A 20781-nucleotide genomic window follows, 5' to 3' on the forward strand; every position below is an offset into this window, starting at 1 on the left:
AGCTTCTAGACAGACTATTAGAGGAGACAGGGAGTGGAGTTGTTGTTGCAAGTAATCGATCTTCGCGTAAATGGCACTGCTGAGCCGATGTCTGCGAATCCGGGCGACGTGGCGTTTAGCTGGCGATTAATAGGTGAAGGCCGCGCGAAGGAATGGACAGCTTACCAGGTTCAATTATTTGACAAGGAATCATCTGTGCGTGAAGGAGTTGGGGCAGTTTGGGATAGCGGCAAGGTCGAACTTCAAGAAACGAATGCGACCTATTCGGGGCCGGCCTTGGAAAGTGCATCTCTGTACTGGTGGCGTGTAAGGGTGTGGGACAGGGAGCAGATGTCGGAAAGTGTTCCGGCCCGATTCGGCACCGGATTGCTTACGCACGAGTGGCGGGCTGAATGGATTTGGAGCCATACGGAGGTCAGGTGCAATGACTACGCCTATTTCCGCAAAGAACTCGACATCCGTGGGGCGATTGGCACGGCTAGACTATTTGTTTCCGCTCACAATGTTGCCAATCTTTATCTGAACGGGATAAAAGTCGGCGGGTACGCCACCCCCGCTCCGACGAATCCGTGGAGACGCAAATATTACACCGCTTACGATGTGACTCCATTATTGGCGGCAGGCCCAAACTGTATCGCCGCTGTGGCGCACTATTTAGGCGGCGACGGGCAGAATTACGTGAATGGGGTGCCGGGATTCCGGCTGCAGTTGCATGTCGTCTACACGAATGGAACGACGGAATGCTTCAATACCGATACGACCTGGGAAACGATTCGCGATGTCCCGCATCGGATTGGTACGGCCTACCAGCAAAACAGGCGAATATCCGCGATCGAAGATGTCGATGCCGGGAAGCTGGATCATGGCTGGAAACGTGTCGGCTTCGCGTCAAGCCGATGCGACAAGGCGGTGTTAGCGGATTCTAGAATCAGAAGCTGGATGATGGTGGGTCAAGAGATACCGGAAGGGGAAATCGAGGAACTGATCGTACCCGCCGAACTGTACGGTGAAACGGTGTCCGGCGAAGCGCAGAAGACGGGCTCGGAGCACCGAACGGTTCGCCAAGTGTTCGATGCCGGCAAAATCGTTTCCGGTTGGCCGCGATTACGTCTTGCAGGAACAGCCGGTGCGACCGTGCAGCTTCGGTATGCCGAACAATTGGACGAGCATGGCTTCGTTAAGCATTATGTTTGCAACGAGAAGTCCGACTACTATTACGACCGCTACACCGTTGGAGGAGAAGGGGCTCAAGTATGGCAGCCGGATTTATCTTACAAAGCATTTCGTTATGTGGAGGTGACGCATCATACGGACCGCCTTGTTCCAGGCAAGGATCTGTGGATCGCATCTGCGCATACGGCGATGACCGGGCGTGGATCGTTCCGCTGCTCGAACGAGCTGCTGAACGGGATGGCAGAGGCGTGTACTCAAACGCTCAAGAACAATACGCTAGGTCAGGCGACCGATTGCCCCCATCGGGAGCAGGCACAGTATTTAGCGGACGTCGATCTGCAAGCGGAGACGCTATTGTACAACTTTGATGCGCGGCCTATTTTGATCAAGACGCTTATTGATTTTGCGGACGGGCAATTAGAGGACGGGTCGTTTCCGTATGTGTATCCGACCAACTTCGAAAACCCTGCCTTCAACAAACAAATTCCCGAATGGGATTTGCACTATTGTACGCTATTGTGGAAAACATACTATGCCTATGGGGATGCACGAATAATTGCCGTTTGTTTTGATACCGCTAAACGGATGGTCGATCATTATTGGGCTCGATTGGATGAGAAAACGGGACTTGTGCCAGCCGATCGCCCGTGGCATATCAGCGACTGGCCGTATTCAACGGTCCAACAGACTGCGCCGTTTCTGACCGTTCAGAACATCAAGCTCGTTTTAGCGATCGAGGCGATGGCGGACATGGCCGCTGTGCTGGGGAAGCAGATAGAAGCACAGTCGTACGAGCAGATGGCCCAAAAGCTGCGCGTTTCCGTCGTGGAGGCTTTATTCGACCGGGAGATCGGCTTGTTCCGCGACGGATTCCAATCTCCGAACTATCATCAAGGGGTAAACGGTTTGGCCGTATATGCAGGGCTCCTTCCGGAGGAGGCGGTGAGCAAGGCGCTGGAGACGATAGCCGAGATGAAATGGGAGAGCCGGACCGTTTTGTCACTGCCGCTTCTACGAGCGTTGTTCGAAGGAGGGAAGCAGGAGAAGGCTTACCGTATGATCGCCAGTCCGGACTATCCCGGCTGGGGATATATGATCCGCAGCGGCGCAAAAACGATGTGGGAAGGCTGGGACGACATCAACTCCCATTGTCATGCCTGGAATAGCTATCCGCTGCGGCTGCTGCAGGAATATGTGGCCGGAATCCGGCAGCGTTCGCCGGGTTTTCGCGACGTGGAACTGCGGCCTTACATGCCGGATGATCTCACCTTCGCGGAGGCAACCGTCGCAACCGTATACGGGGAGCTGTTTCTTCGCTGGGAGCGCCAGTGCGAGGATAAGGTGCAGTTGCGTGTCCATGTTTCGATTCCGATTGGCATGGCCGGCAGGCTTATCATCGAACCGGGCTTCGGTGCCCTGGCTTCGCGAATTGAAGAATCGGGCGAAGCGATCTGGACGGGGGGAAAGCCATATGAGGGAGTTGAGGGCATAACGTCCTGCGTTTGGAATGGCAACACGGTCGAGATCGGTTTGAAATCGGGACGATACGACTTTGCATTTATACCTGAATCATACAAATGACAGGGAGTTGAAGGTTGTGGAGAAAGAGCCGCTTGACACGATTCGGGATGAACAGATTCGTGCAACTAAAGATAGCTCGTTGACCAGAAGGAAACTGCTGTCTTACTTGGCCGCCGGAGGAGTCGCGACCATTGCGGGGACAACTTTGCTGAATCACAGTGTGGGATCGGCTGAATGGAGGGGGACGGTCACCGATAGCGTGTATGGACCCCTAGCGTGCACCGGCGGCTTCATTGTCGATGTGACAGCCGCTCCTTACCATGCTAGCGGCGATGGCGCGACTGACGACACCTCGGCGATTCAAGCCGCCGCCGTTGCCGCTGAGAACGGGATACTTATCCTACCAAAACCGGCAGCGAGCTACTTGATTTCAAGTACGATCGAACTGCCATCCAATATTATGGTGATCGGGATCGGCTATGCGACCATCAGTTTGAAAGCGAACTCGAATTGCACGATGATTCAACTCGACGGCAAGCAAAATGTGACCCTTACAGGTTTGACTTTAGACGGGAATCGGGCTAATCAATCGAGCGACAACAGCAATCCTTTCGATATGGCGGAAAGCCATCATGCCCTTAAATTAATCAACTCCCGAAACGTGACGATTCGAGGGTGCAAGCTAACAAACGCAAGCGGGGATGGAGCTGCGGTAGCCGGACAGTTTTTCGTGGTGGGAGAGGGAAATGTAAACCGGCACATTACGATTGTCGACAATGAAATTCAAAATAACGGACGTAACGGGGTTTCGATTATTCATGCCGACGGCGTGTGGATCAAAAATAATGAAATTCACGGCCATCATGCCTGGGTTTCGACATTAGGGGCCGGGATCGATATTGAGCCGAATCGGGGCATCAATCCGGGCGAGCAATGGATCGTGAGAAACGTTACAGTGGAAAATAACATTCTTCATGATAACAACGTAGGGGGACAGATCATCGGTTGGGCCAATTCCGCCACTACGATTGTGGAGCACATAACGTTCCGGAGCAACAGCATTTACCGGAATAATCACCGGACGGCGCCGGCCTCTTCCAAAGGACTGCTGGTCAAGGAGATGAATAATTCCGCTGGCGGCAAGTACTCCGATATTGTAATTGCGGATAATGACGTATACGAGAACGGGTTTGTCGAGGGCATTCCCGTATCCAATACGATCGGGATTCATCTCGATAAATGCAATGTGCCCCTTTTTGTACGGGAAAATCGAATTAGCGGATCGGGGATGGGAATCCAGCTCCACACCGCCTCTTATGCAACTGTCCAAAACAACCATATTTACCGGTTTGGAAACGCTCAAGGCGGAAGCGGTATTACGATGTATGCAAGCCAGTGGTGTTATCTTCTGGACAATCGAATCCATTCTCCTACGGCACTAAGTAATTTTTCAAGAGGGATTTCGATCACTGCGTTAACTTTACAACAAGTGTCCCGCAACCTGATCGTGACCGGCAATATCATTGGCGATTCGACTAACAATATGAACGCGGCGATCGGGATGACCAGCAATAACATAGGGTGGTCCGTTTTCTCCGGCATCGTGCTTGATCGCAATGTCCTGTCGGGTTACGTACATCTTCCTGTCAAATGCACGAATTGTTCGCTCCCGGCCATATCGAGTGTTATCGGAAAACAGGTGCTGAACGGAATTCAGTCTCACTACAGTGCGGCGGAGGGCGAGTTTATTCCCTACTATTCTGAGGCATCCCTGTATGGTCCTTCGTCGGAAAGACCCGTAACAGGCAGGTACATTCATATGTCGTGGTTTGACAGTACGCTCGGCAAACCGATCTGGTGGAACGGCACTGCTTGGGTCGATGCCGCGGGCACGGTATCCTAGTATAACCCTTACTAAAGAGGGGGAGGCCCCGGCGTATAGGTTGCACGGAAATGGACCGTCCCGTCTCTGGCCGCCCCCCTGGAGGAACATTGCAGGCATTCGAAAGCCGCCGGTTGCCCGGCGGCTTTTGTGGCGTCCCGATCCCGATATGGCTATCTCCGCGCTTTACATCACCAACAAGAAGAACAACGCCGCAATCACGAAACGGTACAAGGCAAACCATTCCAGCTTCAGCCGCTTGATCAGATTCAGGAACGTCACGACCGCAAGCATCGCGACGACGAAGGCGGAGACGAACCCGATCAGGAACAGCACCAGATCGTCCGAGGTCAGAAATTCGCGGCTGTCGTACATATCCAGCACCGTGGCGCCGAGCATGACGGGGACGGAGATCATAAACGTAAAGTCCGCAGCCGCCTTCTGGCTCGTACCGAGCAGCAGTCCTCCGGAAATCGTCGAGCCCGACCGCGAAAATCCGGGCCACAAGGCGAGGCATTGGAACAAACCGATTCCGAACGCCTGCTTGTACGAGATATTGTCGGTATTCTCGGCGGTTACCCGCCGTTTGACCCTTGCGGCTACGATCATCAGCACGCCGCCGATGATTAACCCGATCAGAACCGGAGCGGGGCCGAACAAGTACATCTTTATAAAGTCTTTGAACAGCAGATACACGATCAGCGCCGGAATCATCGCGACGATCATATGGATCGCGTTTAATTTGTTTTTGGCCGAGAAGTTAAAGGCCAGCAAATCTTTCAACATGCTCATATACCGTTTCCAGTACAGGATAAGCACGGCCATGACGGCTCCGAGCTGAATGACGATTTTGAACGTAGTCGCCGCGTCCCCTTCGAATCCGAGCAGATCGCCGACCAAGATCAGATGGCCGGTGGACGAGACCGGGAGAAACTCCGTTAAACCTTCGACAATGCCCAGGATGATGGCGCAAAAAATATCGTACATTATTGGATGTCCGCCCTTCTGAAATAAACTAAAGCGGCAATGAAGCCGATCAGCGAGGTAGCCGCAATTATCGTATAAGAATAATACGCCGGGTATTCCGGCAGCAGCGTGCCGTTCGCGATATCAAAGGCGGCCGTCCAAGGAATAAGTCCTTTGTACTCGGAAGTGGAGCCCATCACGTTGATCAGAGTGATCAGGATCGTTAACACGATCGTAGGCACGTAATTTTTTAGCACGATGGCGGTAAGCACGACGGGGGTCGACAGCACGATCAGAAAGGCGCCGCAGACCAGAAACTCGCGAAACGATTCTGCGATTAATCCGGCGGATAACCCGTCGAACCCGCAAAGGACGCCGAGCAGCAGCGTCAGCCCCCATGCCTGCAAAGTGAGCAGGATGATCCAGATCGACAAGAGCAGCATTTTGCTCAGGATGATCGCAGACCGGGACACCGGGATCGTAAGCAGGTTTTTGAGCGTATCTTCCGCGTATTCGCGGTTGAACAAGTACGCCGTCACTACGCCGTAGAGCGGCACCCCGATTAAAAGCGTCGTATACAGGTTCGCATCGTAAAAAAGCTCCTCAAACAATACGACCTGCGCCGGGTCTTTCGTCTTGATATGGACGAACGTGGCGATCACGACCATGAATGGCGCTACGGCGGCCCCAATAAAGCTTAGCAGAAACATTTTGGAGCGCTTCAGCTTCAGCAGCTCGGTATACAACAAATCAGCCAATGGAGCCGCCTCCCACCAATTTCGTAAAATAATCTTCCAGCTTGTCCTCGTTCATCACGATTTTCGTGACTTCAATGTCGTGCTGCACGAACGCTTTGTTAATCGCTCCTTGCCGGTCGAGGTGGGAGTAGATGCGGATATGGCCGTCGTCGTGAACCTCGTAGTCGCGGATGTGCATATGCTTCTCCAGCACCATCGCCGCTTTGTTGTCGTCGGATACTTGAAACTCCAAATAGTGGCGGTTTCGTTTCCGGAGCTGGCTGATCGTTAGTTCCTCCAGAAGCCGGCCTTCGTGAATAATGCCCATCCGGTCGGCGATCTGCTCGATCTCCGATAAAATATGGCTGGAGATCAAAATCGTAATGTTGCGCTCCACGGCCAGCGACTGAATGAGCTTGCGCATTTCCTTAATGCCGATCGGATCGAGACCGTTCGTGGGTTCGTCGAGAATGAGCAGTTCGGGATAATGGAGCAGCGCTCTGGCGATGCCGAGCCGCTGTTTCATGCCGAGCGAATACGTGCCGACAAGCTTTTTCGTTTCCCCCGCCAGGCCTACGATTTCCAGCGACTCTTCAATCGCCTGTCTTTTATGGATTCCCATAATTCGCGCATTGATCTGCAGATTTTCTCTGGCCGTCAAGTTTTCGTAGAAACCGGGCGTCTCGACGATCGCCCCGATCCGGCGCAGCAAGCTTTTCGGATTGGCGTGCAGGCTCTCCCCGAACAACTCGATTCTCCCGCCGGTCGGCTGGATTAGTCCGACCAGCATCCGGATCGTAGTCGTCTTGCCCGCACCGTTGCGGCCGAGAAAGCCGTATATTTCCCCTTGTCTCACCGTCATCGTTAAGCGGTCGACGGACGTCTGGCTGCCGTACCGCTTCGTCAGATCGGTCGTTTGAATGACCGCGCTCATGCCGGCGCACCTCCTTATCGAATCGAATGATCTCATTGTAAGAAGGCGATTTTAAATACGGCTTATCTGTTTCTTAACTGTTTCTTAAGTCTAACGTTTTTCTTGTAACTCCATGTCATACATGGGGATCGTCAAGCTAAACGTCGTTTTGACCCACGGATCGCTTTCCGCCTGCAGTTGTCCGCCGTTTTTGACGGCCAAAGCCAGTGCGATCGCGAGCCCGAGCCCGCTGCCGCCGCTGCCCGGATTTCTCGACGGATCGCCCCGGTACGTCCGCTCGAATATATACGCCAGCTCCTCCTTCGGGATACCCGGCCCGCAGTCCCATATGAGCAGCTTGTACGTCCGGGCGGCTTCGTCCTGCTCCAGCCCGATCCCGAGCGTTTTGCCATCTTGGCCGTAGGTGCATGCATTTTTCAAAATGTTGCCGATAATTCGGGATAAGCTCAGACGGTCTGCGAAGACGGGAAGCCGTTCGTCCGGTATGCGGATTTCAAGCTCCATCCCGGCGCCGTTCAGCTCGGGCAGGAAGGCGATCACCGACTCTCTCGCCAGCTCGGCCATATCCAATAGTTCCGGCTTATGGGGCAGCTCGTCCGCATCCAGCTTCGCCATCGTAAAGATTTCATCGATCAGCGCTTTCAGGTCGTTCGACTTTCGGGATACGATAGCGAGGCAGTCCCGCTTCTCCTGCTCGGATGGGAAGGCGCCGTCCAACAAGGCGTCGACATAACCGATGATCGAGGTGAGCGGGGTCCGGATATCGTGCGAGATGCCGGACAGCAGCCGTTTCCGCGCCGTTTGCGACCGTACCGCATCGATCTGTATGCGCTCCAGCTCCTCCAGCAGCTCGTTGATTGCGAAAATCGCCTCGCTCCAGCCGCGGTCGCGCTTGGCAAGCAGGCGTGTCTTCCGGTTCCCGTCCAGAGCGCGTCTTAATTCCGCGGTCAACTGCTTCAGCGCCGTACGGGTCCGCAGACCGTAGCTGATCAGAAGTCCCGTCGTCAGAGCCAGAAGGGCCAACAGGCCCAATCTCAGCGTTCCGGAGGGCTCGCCGAATAATTCCGCGGCTGCAAATGCGGCGAGGATGGCCGTTTGAGCGAGCAGAACGGCGATTTGCCGGTTCGGATTCATTCCCGCTCCCCCGCGAATTTGTAGCCGATGCCCCAGACCGTCTGAATATATTGCGGATTGGAAGGGTCCGGCTCGATTTTGAGACGCAGCTTGCGGATATGCACCATCACCGTATTGTCGTCCTCCAAGTACTGGCTGTCCCACACATTGCGGAAAAGCTGGGTTTTCGTAAACACTTGGCCCGGGCGGGAAGCGAGAAATTTCAGCAGCTCGAATTCTTTCGCGGTCAGAGGAACCGGTCCGCCGGCGACTTGAACGGTATAGGTTTTCAGCTCCATCGTGAGGCCTTTAAACTTCATGGTCTCCTGCTCCGGCGGCGACAGCTCGCTGCCCAGGATGAGATACCGTCTCATGAGCGCTTTGACCCGCGCGATAACTTCGGCGATGCTGAACGGTTTGGTAATATAGTCGTCGGCGCCGATGCCGAGACCTACAATTTTATCGGTCTCCAAATCTTTGGCCGTCAGCATCACGATCGGTACGTTCGATTTGCCGCGGATTTGCCGGCATACCTCGATCCCGTCCACCTTCGGCATCATCAGATCGAGCATAACGAGCGAATGCCGGCCCGGGTCGAACAGCCGGATCGCTTCCTCCCCGTCTGCGGCGGTATCGGTCTCGTACAGCTCGCGCTCCATATAGGTTTTGATCAACTCGCGGATTTCCCGGTCATCGTCGGCGATAAGCACCCGAATTTGTTTCATATTGGCACCTGCTTTACAGAGTAAAAAGGAACTGGCCGATTGCGCCTCTCTCATCATATCACACGGCCGGAAGCGGCGAGAACGGACTTGGGGCTAGGCTGAAGGATCAATGATCAATGATTAATGACCAAGGATCAAGATCCAATGATCAAGGATCAATTCTCAAGGGAGCTGGCCATCTATACGGGGGCTGTTTCGGAAAGAATCGCGGGGGCGGAAAGCTTGTTCCCGAAGGAACGGCAAAGACGCTTTCGCAACCACGGGGAACGTGGTGCAGAAAGCGTCTGCGGGCATGAGTTACTTTTGTCAGAACGGGTGTTCAGGCATAAGTTTTGCTTCTAAAACAGCCACTGCGGAGCGACCGTTCAATCGCGAAGCGTCAGCCAGCTGGAAAATTCGTGCACGGCATAACCCGCGAACGAAGCTTTGCCTGCGGAGGCTGCTACGACGGTGCTCAGCGCTGCGTTTAACTCTGCTCTTCCTTTGTCGTAGAAGCTCGTATCCGGCTCATAGTTGTTCAGCGTTTCCACGCCGACGATGACCGGCTTGCCGGCTTTCTCGGCTTCGTCCAGCTCTTTGCTGACCGAGGTCAGGATGTTCTCGGTGCTATTGCGGTACGCCATCAGCGTCGTCTGATCGAGCTGGCGGATGAGCCGGTCCGAGAGCGTCGTCCTCCCTCCGTACCCGTCGCGGACGTTGAAGGCGTCGAGCCAGACGGGCAGGCTGGCGCCCGTAATTAAGGCGCTGTCCGACTTCACTTCCTCGACGAAGCCGCTGATCGTATCCATAAGCAGCCCGATTACGGCATCCTGGTCGGCATACCATTCCGGCAGGACGTGGGGCTCGACATCGAGGTGGATACCGCGAAACTGTTCAGCCGGCAGGGCGCGGGCGTTGAACGTTTTTACCCAATCGATAAACTGGTACAGCTTCGCTGAGCTTCGCGGCAGCACCCAATCCGGAGCGCCGTCCAGGGCGTGGACTTCGATGCCCCGCTGCGCGGCTTCGGCCAGAAAGCTCCGGTAAATGTCCGCCGGGATGTCCGTGTCGATCTGCAAAAACAAAAGAGTAATGCCATTACGCTGCAGAGCGTCCAGCGTATTCGCCCTGTCGGTCCAGATGGAGAACGTATTCCACATCCACGTGGCGACGACGGGCTGCTGCTGCGCATGCACCGGCACCGGTTGGGAAGGAGCGATCGCGAGCATCAGGACGATCCCCAGCAGAGCCGCTTTCATCCCGAGCGGCAGCTTCGATAACTTGCTTGCCATCATTGGTTTCACCGATTCTCTCCTCGTATGTGTATTAGGCCCGTTAGTTCAAGCCCATCATATAGTTCGTTATAACGAACGATAAATAAGGGGAGGGAGTCGGGGAATGGTTCGTAAAAATGCTGTTGCGCGTTTTTCAAATTCCGAATACACTTGGATTAAGTGGATTGTGTTACCGATAACTCTTTTCTTGCCGATATCGCTTTACAGGTAAGGAAAATGGATCAGACGGATTGGAGTTATCGATAACTCCACAAAAAGGAGGAATCAACCTATGAACGGACAACCGATTAACCGCTACAAAGGAAGCTTGCCGAAAATCGGCATACGCCCGGTCGTTGACGGCCGGCTGGGAGGAATCCGCGAGTCGCTGGAGAATGTAACGATGGATATGGCGCGTTCGGTCGCCAAGCTGCTCACGGACAACCTGACGTATACGAACGGACAGCCGGTGGAATGCTTGATCGCCGATACGACGATCGGAGGCGTGGCCGAAGCGGCGCAGGCGGCGGAGAAGTTCGCCCGCGAAGGTGTGGGCGTGTCCATATCCGTTACCCCGTCCTGGTGTTACCCGACGGAGACGATCGATACCGATCCTTCCGTGCCGAAGGCTATCTGGGGCTTCAACGGAACGGAGCGTCCCGGTGCCGTTTATTTGGCGGCTGCGATGTCGGCCCATAACCAGAAAGGGCTGCCGGCCTTCGCCATCTATGGCAAGGACGTACAGGATATGGGGGATGCTGCGATTCCGGAGGACGTCCAGAGCAAGCTGCTCCAATTTGCGAAGTCGGCGCTTGCGGTAGCGGTGATGCGCGGGAAATCGTATTTGTCGATGGGTAACGTGTCGATGGGGATCGCCAGTTGTATCGCGGACGAGTCGTTTTTCGGAAAGTATCTCGGCATGCGCAACGAATACGTCGATATGACGGAATTTGTGCGCCGCATCGAGCGCGGCATTTACGATCATGACGAGTTCGAGAAAGCGCTTGCCTGGGTGAAAGAGAATTGCAAGGAAGGCGAGGACGTCAATCCTTCGCACTTGAAACGGACCCGGGAGCAGAAAGACGGCGATTGGGAGACGATTGTCAAAATGGCGCTGATCGGACGCGACCTGATGATCGGCAACCCGAAGCTGAAGGAGATGGGATACGGCGAAGAGGCGCACGGCCGGAACGCGATCGCGGCGGGCTTCCAGGGTCAGCGGGCGTGGACGGATCATTTCCCGACCGGCGACTTTATGGAGGCGATGCTGACGACGTCGTTCGACTGGAACGGCATCCGCGAGCCGTATATCGTCTCGACCGAGAACGATACGCTGAACGCGGTGACGATGCTGTTCGGACATCTGCTGACGAATGCCGCTCAGCTGTTCGCGGACGTTCGCACGTATTGGAGTCCGGAGGCGGTGGAGCGCGTTACCGGCAAAAAGCTGGAGGGACGTGCGGAGAACGGCGTTATCCACTTGATCAACTCGGGACCGGCAGCACTTGACTGGACCGGCGCGCAGACCGGCAGCGACGGCAAGCCGGCGGTGAAGCCGTTCTGGGAAATCTCGGAGGAAGAGGCGAATGCGTGTCTGGATGCGACTCAGTGGCGTCCGGCGATCGACTTTTTCCGCGGAGGCGGGTTCTCGACCGACTTTACGACCCGCGGAGGAATGCCGGTGACGATGGCTCGCGTCAATCTGGTTGCGGGCGTCGGTCCGGTGCTGCAGATCGCGGAAGGGTACACGGTCGAGCTGCCTGACGACGTGCACGACATTTTGGACCGCCGGACGGATCAGACTTGGCCGACTACATGGTTTGTGCCGAATCTGACCGGCAGCGGCGCGTTCCGCGACGTGTATTCGGTTATGAACAACTGGGGATCGAATCATTGCGCGGTCAGCTTCGGGCATGTGGGCGGTGATCTGATTACGCTTGCTTCCATGCTGCGGATTCCGGTAAGCATGCATAACGTACCGGCAGACCGCGTATTCCGTCCGTCCGCCTGGAACGCGTTCGGAACCGCCGATCCGGAGAGCGCCGATTACCGCGCCTGCGCCGCCTTCGGGCCGCTGTATAAATGACCGGAAAGGATAGATGAGGAACATGAGAGGAAATTTAGCGATCGGCATCGACTACGGGACGGAATCCGGCCGGGTATTGATCGTCGATGTGCGGGACGGCCGTGTGCTGGGCTCGCACGTTACGGCTTATCCGCACGGGGTGATGGACGACACGCTTCCGGGCGGCGGGACGAAGCTTGGAACGAACTGGGCGCTTCAGCACCCGGACGACTACATCGAAGTGCTGCGCCGGTCCGTTCCGGAGGCGCTGAGGATGTCTGGGGCGTCTGCGGAGGACGTGATCGGCATCGGCATCGATTTTACCGCGTGTACGATGCTGCCGGTCGACGCATTTGATGTTCCTTTGTGCTTCAAGGACGAATGGAGAGACCGCCCGAACGCATGGGTGAAATTGTGGAAGCATCATGCCGCCCAGGAGGACGCCGACCGGCTGAACGAGATCGCGGTCAGCCGCGGAGAATCGTTTCTGAGCCGGTACGGCGGCAGCCTGTCCTCAGAGTGGATGCTGCCGAAGATTAGCCAGGCGCTGCGTGAAGACCCGGACGTCTACGAGGCGGCCGACCGGTTCGTCGAGGCGGCCGACTGGGTCGTCGCGCAGATGACGGGGACGCTGAGACGCAGCAGCTGTGCTGCGGGCTACAAAGGCAATTGGCATAAGGCGGAAGGATATCCGAGCCGTGATTTCCTGAAGGCGGCCGATCCGCGGCTGGAGACGCTTGCGGAGACGAAGCTGCGGGGAGAGGTCGTCGCGTCCGGCACGAAGTCGGGCGAGCTGACCGGGGAGATGGCCCGTCTGATTGGCCTGAAGCCCGGCATTCCGGTAGCGGCTGCGATCATCGATGCTCATGCTGCCGTTCCGGGGGCGGGTATCGTCGCTCCGGGCACGATGGTGCTGGCGATGGGGACGTCGCTGTGCCATATGATCATCGCCGATACGGAACAGCCGGTCGAAGGAATACGCGGCATTGTCGAAGACGGGATTATCCCCGGTTATTACGGGTACGAGGCGGGTCAGCCGGCGGTCGGCGATCTGTTCGCCTGGTTCGTCGAACATGCGGTACCCGCTTACGTCCGGGAAGAAGCGGTTCGGGAAGGGATATCCGTCTTCGAATGGCTGGGGCGCGGGGCATCCCGGCTCGCTCCGGCGGAAAGCGGCCTGCTGGCGTTGGACTGGTGGAACGGCAACCGTTCCGTTCTCGCCAGCGAGAGCTTGAGCGGCCTGATCGTCGGTTATACGCTGCATACGAAGCCGGAAGAAGTGTACCGGGCGCTGCTCGAAGCGACCGCCTTCGGGACGAGACGGATCGTTGGCGCCTTCGAAGAGAGCGGCATCCGGGTCGACGCGATCGCGGCGAACGGCGGGATTCCGCAGCGCAATCCGCTGCTGATGCAGATTTACGCAGACGTCACCGGCAAGAAGGTCCATATTCCGGCGGCCGAGCAGGCGACCGCGCTCGGCTCGGCGATGATGGGCGCAGTAGCCGCCACGGCGGCGGGCGGCGGATACGATTCGATCGCCGAAGCGGCGGCCGTCATGGCCCCGCCGGTGAAAAAGACGTACGAGCCGATCGAGCGGAACGTTCGGCTCTACGAAGAGCTGTACCGCGAGTATGTCGCGCTGCACGATTACTTCGGCCGCGGGGCGAGCGGCGTTATGCGCAGCTTGCGCAAGCTGAAGGAGCGGGCGGCGAACGGCACGGACGGCGCTGCGGACGCTTAGCGGCGAGCGGCGCTGAGCTGCGGTTGCGAGTGTGTGCGATTGGCCGCTGTTAGGCGGCAGCGGGGTGCGTGCCTTGCGCTGCGTGGCCGTTTATCCTTGGCACCGCGCGGCGGACAAGGATCATTTAGCTCAATAGCAGCTTCTAGAACCTCTTATTTGGGACATTTTTCGGATGGACCTCGCAGTAAGAGGTTTTAGAAGCTTTTAAGTTCCCGGCGATTATAAGAGCTTCTTTCATTCGCTATATTGGACAAATGTGGATTTTCGGAGAGGTTAAGGGGGGCTAAAGACCCTTAACGATCCGTTTGAGCTGTAGATCGAGGAAACGGCCGGGGAGAAGGCGGTTGGCAGCGGGATTTGGCTTACCATGGCTACCTAAGCGTGCGGAAGCAGGGACACAGCGGGGGGAACGGGCGTTAGTTAGTTTAACTTTACAGCGGTGGTCCGTGTGCTCCAGCTTGCTGCATCTGCATCCGAGGCTGCCAAACGGGGTGCCAAGCTCGTTTCGTTTCCGTCATGTCGCTGTATTTAGACACTTTCACGTCTGAAAGCTTGGATTCGGCCGGTTCACCGATTCCGGAGAACGGCCGCTTTCCCTCTAACAAACAGCCCTAATCGGAAAGGGGAGAGCAGATGCAGCCTGTACATCGTATCCAAGAACTGGCGCCCGATTATACGGTCGTGTACGAATCGCCGGACCCCGGCAGCGTTTATGCGTACAGCCCGGGGATCGCGGTGCTGCCAAGCGGCCGGCTGGTGGCGACGCTCGATTTGAGCGGTCCGGGCATCGGGACGGTCCCGGGGCCGAAGCGGACGATCGAATGGGGCAAGCTTTGGTTCGGCAAAGTGCTCACGTCGGACGACGGCGGCCGGACATGGGACCATCGCACCGATTTTCCGTTTATGCATGCGAGGCCCTTCGTAGCTGGAGACAGCCTCTATGTGATCGGGCACTGCAACGATCTGGTCATCATGCGTTCCGGCGACGGCGGCGAGACGTGGGGGGAGCCGTGCTTTTTGACCGAAGGTCAAGTATGGCATCAGTCGGCCTGCAACGTTATTTATGCAAAAGGGAACGTTTACCTCGTTATGGAGCGCATTACGCTGCCCGGGGTTAAAGAGCTTCGCACTCATTTGATGGCGCCTGTTCTGATGCGGGGGGATGTCCGCTCCGATCTGACGAAGCGGGATGCTTGGACGTTCGCCTCCGAGTTGACAATGTCCGAAGCATTGGCCGGCAAGGAAAACGACTTGTTCGGCGTTCCTTTTTTCCACGAGAAGGACCCGCGGGGCGCTGCGGACGTTCCGCCCGGACAGAAGGGGATGTATCCGCGGGGCTGGCTGGAGACGAACGTGGTGCAGTTTACGGACAATCGCCACTTTTTCTATGATCCGTCGGGCCGGACGTTCCATTTGTGGATGAGGGCGAATACGGGCGGCACGGGGTATGCGGCCATCGCCAAAGCGGTGGAGCAAGAGGACGGAACGATCCGCACGATGCTGGAAACGGCGCCTTCGGGGAAAACGATGCTGTTCGTTCCTTGCCCCGGCGGACAGATGAAATTTTACATCCTGCACGACGCCGTCACCGGACTTTACTGGCTGCTGAGCTCGCAGGCGACGGACAGCATGACGCGTCCGGACAGACTTCCGCCCGATCGCGGAAGCAATCCGAATAACGAGCGGCATCGGCTCCAGCTTCATTTCTCGCGCAACTGCGTCGATTGGTGCTTTGCCGGGCTCGTCGCCAAAACCGACTCCGGCAAACAGGCGCGCCACTATGCCAGTATGGCGATCAGCGGCGGCGACCTCGTCATCTTGAGCCGGTCCGGGGACGAACGGGCGGCGAGCTCGCATGACGGCAACCTGATTACGTTTCACCGGATTTGCAATTTCCGGGAGCTCGTCTATTGAAGCATAGTTTTCGCAAACTCGTGACTTCAGTCATGAGTTAGAAAACATCGGATAGGGCGTGGCTTATGCCACGTTAACTATCCGATACATGTTTAGGTGACTATTACAACAATCCCTTTAATGTCAAGGTTTCTATAGGTGAACAACACTGACATATGTTATCCTGTAATCAGAGGTGATTATGTGTCAGAAATAAAGCGTGGTCGTGGTTACGTCTATGCCATTCAGTACCACATCGTATGGTCGTAAAGTACCGACACAAGATACTTGTGGAAGAAATCGACGTAAGACTAAAAGAAATTCTTGTTCAGATTGCATCCGATAACAACTTCACTATATCTGAAATTGAAAGCGACTCCGATTACATTCATCTCTTAGTGGAATGTACACCACAGCATTCAATACCTGGTATGATTAAAGCGTTAAAAGGTGTTTCCGCGAGACTTTTGTTTAAAGAGTTTCCTGAGATTAAAAAGAGATTGTGGGGAGGGAATTTTTGGATTGCTTCTTATTTTGTTGCAACAGCCAGTGAACATACAGAACAGCAGATAAGAACGTATATCCAAAATCAGAAAGTGAAGTGAAAAGCAATGGTAGTGAATAAAGCTTATAAATTCCGAATTTATCCCACGCCAGAACAAGTGACACTCATTAACAAGACGATTGGATGCGCTCGATTTGTATATAATCGTTTTCTAGCCTTATGGAGTGACACCTATAAAGAGACAGGAAAAGGCTTATCTTATGGAGCATGTTCTGCTGAACTCACAAAACTAAAACAAGAAATAGACTGGTTGAAAGAACCGGACAAATTTTCTTTACAAAATGCACTGAGGAATTTGAGTGACGCATACAATCGCTTTTTCAAAAAACAAAACGATGCGCCAAAGTTTAAGAGTAAAAAGAATCCTGTACAGTCTTATCAGACAAACTACACGAATGGAAATATTGAAATTGTAGACAATCAGATCAAGTTGCCTAAACTTGGACTTGTGAAATTGGCTAAAAGCCGTGAAGTTGAAGGGAGAATCCTGAACGCTACGATTACACGCAAGCCAAGCGGGAAATACTTTGTATCCGTGCTTGCAGAAGCGAGCATCCATGAGTTGCCCAAAACAGGCAAAGAAGTTGGCATCGATGTTGGCTTGAAAGATTTTGCAATTCTATCCAATGGCGTAGTAGTTGGCAACCCTAAATTCTTTCGCAGATGGGAAGAAAAACTGGCAAGAGCACAGCGTAAACTTACACGCATGATGAAAGGCAGCAGCAACTGGAACAAGCAGCGCATCAAAGTAGCGCATATTCACGAGAAAATCATGAATGCTCGTACGGACTACTTGCATCAGATTTCAACGCATATTGTCAAAAACCACGACATCATTGCGATTGAAGATTTACAGGTAGCCAATATGGTCAAGAATCGTAAGCTAGCCAAGGCCAGTAGCGAGGTTTCCTGGTCGATGTTTCGCTCCATGCTAGAGTACAAAGCGAAGTGGTATGGCCGCATAATAGTGGCTGTAGGCTCAACATTCGCATCTTCGCAATTATGCTCCTGCTGTAGCTATAAGCACAAAGATGTAAAAAATTTGAAGTTGCGCGAATGGGACTGCCCGGAATGTGGAGCGCATCACGACCGAGACTTTAACGCAAGCCTGAACATTCTTGCCGAAGGCAAAAGACTTCTTGCTGTGTAATCCTTACACGAACTGTCGGAACGACAGGGTTAGCTTGGTGAACTTCTCTTCGTTAGAAGGGACTACCCAAGAATCTCGTGACTTTAGTCATGAGAGGTTCAAGGGGCTGGATATAGCTGCCGCCTCGAAATCCGGCTTTGTCGCTGAAATCGGCATGTCCGCATCTTTCTGGCTATAACAAAACGGGCTGTCTCCGAAGTTTTTTACGATGTGTTGAGCCCCGCTTCAAATCGATGTTCCTCGAGAAAAAGGACCCCATCTTCCGCCTAACCGTGGAATTTGAGGTCCTTTCGTTTAGCATTTGGGACGTTTTCCATGTCCTATGGACACTTTTGGGACCATCCCCTTCCGCTTTATTTCCATAGCTTTCACTTTACCCCGCTTGACCGGTTTTCCCCTATGCGCAGCATGCCGTCTTCAACAAAAAATAAGTAAAAATGAAGCTGGAAACGTGCAGGAAAAAGTCGAATCGTGTCGAAACTGTACAAGGAAAATGCTGTAAGGAAAGGTGAGTCTATGAAGCGAAGACAAGGATTGCGGCTGCGTCTTCTGGTCGTCGCTTTGGTCGTCTTCTCGATCTGGGCGACACTCGGTGCCAGCACGTATATCGCCTATCGGACCGAGAAGGAAGCGCTCACCCGCTTGACGCTGGAGATGAATCAGATCAATTCCGATAAAATCGCCGAGTCGGTGGACGGCTTGTTCGCCAGCATGAAAAAAAGCTTGGCCGCCACCGGCGATTATTTCGTTCGCAATCGCGATCAAATCCCGTTAGCCGAACAGCTGGAGCTGTTCCGGCTGAATCATCCCGAGTTCAATTCCGTCGTTCTGGTCGACGAGAAGGGGAGATTGCTGGAGTCTTCGCCGGCAAACGCGACTTTGAAGGGGCAAGTCATCACGAGCGAAGGCACGGTCCAGGCCCTCCGGGAGAAAAGGCCCTTTATATCCGAGCCGTACGTCAGCACGCTAAACCGGCTGGTTGTCGTGGTCAGCCATCCGCTCGTCGATGAGAAGGGCGTGTACCGCGGGTTTATCGGCGGCTCGATCTGGCTGCAGGAGGAAAACTTGCTGAGCAAGCTGCTGTCGACGTCGCCGAACGATGAAAATGGTTCCTATATGTACGTCGTCAGCTCGTCCGGCAATTTGCTGTACCATCCGGACTCCTCGCGCATCGGAGAGAACGTCAACGAAAATCCGGTCGTAAAGGAACTGAAAAGCGGACATTCCGGGAAGATGCGGCTGCACAATTCGCGCGGGATCGCAATGCTGGCGAGTTATACGGCGTTGAAAGAAACCGGCTGGGGTGTCGTGGCGCAGACGCCGGCGGAGAGCGTGAACCGGGACACGAAAAAACTGGTTCTGCTTATTCCGCTTTATACGCTTCCGATTATGGCCGTGTTTATTTTCGCGATTAGTCTTATCATCGGCAAAGTGGCGGACCCGCTAGTCAAGCTGGCCCGTTATGCGGCGAGACTGTCTTATCAGGCGGGAGCGATCGAGCCGGTTCCGCGGATTCATGACTGGAACTTCGAGGCGAATCAGTTGCACAGGGCGCTGACGATAGCGGTACGGCAGTTCGGGAGCGAATTCGACAGCTTGTCCCACGAAGCGAATACGGACCCGTTGACCGGCTTGTACAACCGTCGGGTACTCGAGCTTTATACGCGAACCTGGATCGGCGGCCGTGTGCCGTTTAGCCTGCTGCTGATCGATTTGGATCATTTCAAGCGGATCAACGATACGTTCGGCCACGATACCGGGGACGAAGTGCTGAAGTTTCTGGCGCGGGCCGTCCGGTCACTGACCGAAGAACGGCATATGTGCTGCCGGTTCGGAGGCGAGGAATTCGTCGTGCTGATGCCGGATACGGCTCCCGAGCAGGCGCTCGTCTACGCCGAGACGATCCGCGCCTACATGGAAGCTACGGACAGCCCGGCAGGGCGGCCGGTAACGCTATCCATCGGGATAGCCGCTTACCCGGAAGATGCGGACGATGCCGAGCAACTGTTCCGGCTGGCCGACGAAGCGCTTTACCGGGCCAAGGGTGCGGGCCGCAACCGGATTGAATATTACCCGACCAGGCCTGGCGAGCGCCCGAAGCGGGCTAAGTAGACTGCACGCACCGTTTTAAATGGCGATATCAAGCGGAATGGTCGGATGGTACTTGTAACCGATCAGCTTGAAGTCGTCGATCGTAAAATCGTCGAACCGGCGTACCTCCGGGTTAATCCACAGCTCGGGAGCGGGGAACGGCTCGCGGCAGATCTGTTCCCGAAGCGGCTGGGCGTGACGCTCGTAGATATGGGCGTCGTTCAGGTTAAACGTAAGCGTGCCTAGCTGATAACCGGTCACCTGGGCGATCATCCGCTGCAGCACGTAATATTGAAACACATTCAGCGGATGCCCCAGGCCGATGTCGTTCGAGCGGGCGTTCACGACGAGGTGCAGCTGGTCTTGCTTGACGAGCCATTGGTTATTCCAAACGCACGGATACAGCTCCATTTGGTCCAAATCGTCGATATTCCATAGCGAAATGACGTGCCTTCTCGAAGCGGGGTTCGTCTTCAGCTCCGAAAGCAGCCGCTCGACCTGGTTCGTAATTTTCCCTTGGATGTAAATCGGCTTACCCAGCTGATAACCGTACGCTTTGCCGATATTGTTGTTTTCGTTCGTCCATTCCTTCCACAGCTTAACGCCATGCTCGTCCAAATAAGCGCAGTCGCTAGTCCGCTTGACGTAAAACCACAGCAATTCGTGAATCGCCGATTTCCAGGCAACCCGCTTGGTCGTCAAGATCGGGACCTCGGAGTTGTCGAACCGCAGCTGCCGGCAAATCGTGCTGATCGTATGAGCGGGAGTTCCGTCGGCCCACACCGTTCTCACTTGGTGATCTGTATCCCATACCCCGTTGTCCAAAATGTCGGTAACCAGATCTTTGTATACAGCATCGGCAATCCCCATCCTTGTTCCCCTTTCGCCGCTTTTGGCTATGATTGCAGGCGCTCCCCGTCAGGCAGCAACCCGGCATTCCATCATTTTATCATACTCGGACGGCATGGGCGG

The 20781-nt window shown here is 55.1% G+C and carries 14 protein-coding genes and 1 pseudogene; 8 read left to right on the forward strand and 7 right to left on the reverse strand.

Annotated features, from left to right (window positions below; translation table 11 throughout):
- Nucleotides 1-33 precede the first annotated feature (33 nt).
- Both PV433_RS13900 and PV433_RS13905 read left to right on the forward strand, forming a co-directional pair.
- The gene (locus PV433_RS13900) at nucleotides 34-2754 is read left to right on the forward strand and encodes a family 78 glycoside hydrolase catalytic domain (protein ID WP_332072686.1); all 2721 of its coding nucleotides are present in this window, start codon (nucleotides 34-36) and stop codon (nucleotides 2752-2754) included.
- A 16-nt stretch (nucleotides 2755-2770) separates the two neighbouring features.
- Nucleotides 2771-4597, forward strand: coding sequence for a right-handed parallel beta-helix repeat-containing protein (locus PV433_RS13905; protein WP_332072687.1), 1827 nt, complete (start codon nucleotides 2771-2773; stop codon nucleotides 4595-4597).
- A gap of 165 nt (nucleotides 4598-4762) precedes the next feature.
- Here the strand turns inward: PV433_RS13905 and PV433_RS13910 are convergent, their stop codons facing one another.
- From PV433_RS13910 to PV433_RS13935, 6 genes are all read right to left on the reverse strand, one after another.
- Nucleotides 4763-5563 (reverse strand): undecaprenyl-diphosphate phosphatase, encoded by an 801-nt coding sequence (locus PV433_RS13910; protein ID WP_332072688.1) that lies wholly within the window; start codon nucleotides 5561-5563, stop codon nucleotides 4763-4765.
- Complete coding sequence (locus tag PV433_RS13915; protein WP_332072689.1) at nucleotides 5563-6300, reverse strand: ABC transporter permease; 738 nt, start codon at nucleotides 6298-6300, stop codon at nucleotides 5563-5565. The genes PV433_RS13910 and PV433_RS13915 overlap by 1 nt, the downstream gene beginning before the upstream one ends.
- The gene (locus PV433_RS13920) at nucleotides 6293-7213 is read right to left on the reverse strand and encodes an ABC transporter ATP-binding protein (protein WP_332072690.1); all 921 of its coding nucleotides are present in this window, start codon (nucleotides 7211-7213) and stop codon (nucleotides 6293-6295) included. The genes PV433_RS13915 and PV433_RS13920 overlap by 8 nt, the downstream gene beginning before the upstream one ends.
- Before the next feature lie 90 nt (nucleotides 7214-7303).
- Nucleotides 7304-8347: a sensor histidine kinase gene (locus PV433_RS13925; RefSeq protein WP_332072691.1), complete on the reverse strand. Its 1044-nt coding sequence runs from the start codon at nucleotides 8345-8347 to the stop codon at nucleotides 7304-7306.
- Nucleotides 8344-9051, reverse strand: coding sequence for a response regulator transcription factor (locus tag PV433_RS13930; RefSeq protein WP_332072692.1), 708 nt, complete (start codon nucleotides 9049-9051; stop codon nucleotides 8344-8346). The genes PV433_RS13925 and PV433_RS13930 overlap by 4 nt, the downstream gene beginning before the upstream one ends.
- A gap of 365 nt (nucleotides 9052-9416) precedes the next feature.
- Nucleotides 9417-10334, reverse strand: coding sequence for a hypothetical protein (locus PV433_RS13935; RefSeq protein WP_332072693.1), 918 nt, complete (start codon nucleotides 10332-10334; stop codon nucleotides 9417-9419).
- Between the two features lie 262 nt (nucleotides 10335-10596).
- Between PV433_RS13935 and PV433_RS13940 the strand changes: the two genes are divergently transcribed.
- The 6 genes and pseudogenes from PV433_RS13940 (at nucleotide 10597) to PV433_RS13965 (ending at nucleotide 19830) form a co-directional block, all read left to right on the forward strand.
- Nucleotides 10597-12390 (forward strand): L-fucose isomerase, encoded by a 1794-nt coding sequence (locus tag PV433_RS13940; protein WP_332072694.1) that lies wholly within the window; start codon nucleotides 10597-10599, stop codon nucleotides 12388-12390.
- A gap of 22 nt (nucleotides 12391-12412) precedes the next feature.
- Nucleotides 12413-14110 (forward strand): ribulokinase, encoded by a 1698-nt coding sequence (locus PV433_RS13945; RefSeq protein ID WP_332072695.1) that lies wholly within the window; start codon nucleotides 12413-12415, stop codon nucleotides 14108-14110.
- Nucleotides 14111-14743: 633 nt separating this feature from the next.
- Entirely contained in the window at nucleotides 14744-16024 is a 1281-nt protein-coding gene (locus tag PV433_RS13950; RefSeq protein ID WP_332072696.1) for a sialidase family protein, read from the forward strand.
- 183 nt (nucleotides 16025-16207) lie between these two features.
- Nucleotides 16208-16608: pseudogene (gene tnpA / locus PV433_RS13955) on the forward strand (IS200/IS605 family transposase).
- A gap of 6 nt (nucleotides 16609-16614) precedes the next feature.
- Nucleotides 16615-17718 (forward strand): IS200/IS605 family element RNA-guided endonuclease TnpB, encoded by a 1104-nt coding sequence (tnpB, locus tag PV433_RS13960; RefSeq protein WP_332072697.1) that lies wholly within the window; start codon nucleotides 16615-16617, stop codon nucleotides 17716-17718.
- A gap of 516 nt (nucleotides 17719-18234) precedes the next feature.
- Complete coding sequence (locus PV433_RS13965) at nucleotides 18235-19830, forward strand: sensor domain-containing diguanylate cyclase (protein WP_332072698.1); 1596 nt, start codon at nucleotides 18235-18237, stop codon at nucleotides 19828-19830.
- Nucleotides 19831-19845: 15 nt separating this feature from the next.
- Here PV433_RS13965 and thyA read toward each other — a convergent pair whose 3' ends face one another.
- Nucleotides 19846-20679, reverse strand: a complete 834-nt coding sequence (thyA, locus tag PV433_RS13970) for a thymidylate synthase (RefSeq protein WP_332072699.1) — start codon at nucleotides 20677-20679, stop codon at nucleotides 19846-19848.
- Nucleotides 20680-20781 lie beyond the last annotated feature (102 nt).

Source organism: Paenibacillus sp. GYB004 (assembly GCF_036577605.1).
GTDB classification, from domain to species: domain Bacteria; phylum Bacillota; class Bacilli; order Paenibacillales; family NBRC-103111; genus Paenibacillus_AB; species Paenibacillus_AB oceani.

Excerpts from the sequence above, each read along its gene's own strand:
- PV433_RS13910 (WP_332072688.1), bottom strand. The coding sequence starts at position 5,563 with ATGTACGATATTTTTTGCGCCATCATCCTGGGCATTGTCGAAGGTTTA.
- PV433_RS13920 (WP_332072690.1), bottom strand. The coding sequence starts at position 7,213 with ATGAGCGCGGTCATTCAAACGACCGATCTGACGAAGCGGTACGGCAGC.
- PV433_RS13925 (WP_332072691.1), bottom strand. The coding sequence starts at position 8,347 with ATGAATCCGAACCGGCAAATCGCCGTTCTGCTCGCTCAAACGGCCATC.
- PV433_RS13930 (WP_332072692.1), bottom strand. The coding sequence starts at position 9,051 with ATGAAACAAATTCGGGTGCTTATCGCCGACGATGACCGGGAAATCCGC.
- PV433_RS13940 (WP_332072694.1), top strand. The coding sequence starts at position 10,597 with ATGAACGGACAACCGATTAACCGCTACAAAGGAAGCTTGCCGAAAATC.
- PV433_RS13945 (WP_332072695.1), top strand. The coding sequence starts at position 12,413 with ATGAGAGGAAATTTAGCGATCGGCATCGACTACGGGACGGAATCCGGC.
- PV433_RS13950 (WP_332072696.1), top strand. The coding sequence starts at position 14,744 with ATGCAGCCTGTACATCGTATCCAAGAACTGGCGCCCGATTATACGGTC.
- tnpB (WP_332072697.1), top strand. The coding sequence starts at position 16,615 with ATGGTAGTGAATAAAGCTTATAAATTCCGAATTTATCCCACGCCAGAA.
- PV433_RS13965 (WP_332072698.1), top strand. The coding sequence starts at position 18,235 with ATGAAGCGAAGACAAGGATTGCGGCTGCGTCTTCTGGTCGTCGCTTTG.
- thyA (WP_332072699.1), bottom strand. The coding sequence starts at position 20,679 with ATGGGGATTGCCGATGCTGTATACAAAGATCTGGTTACCGACATTTTG.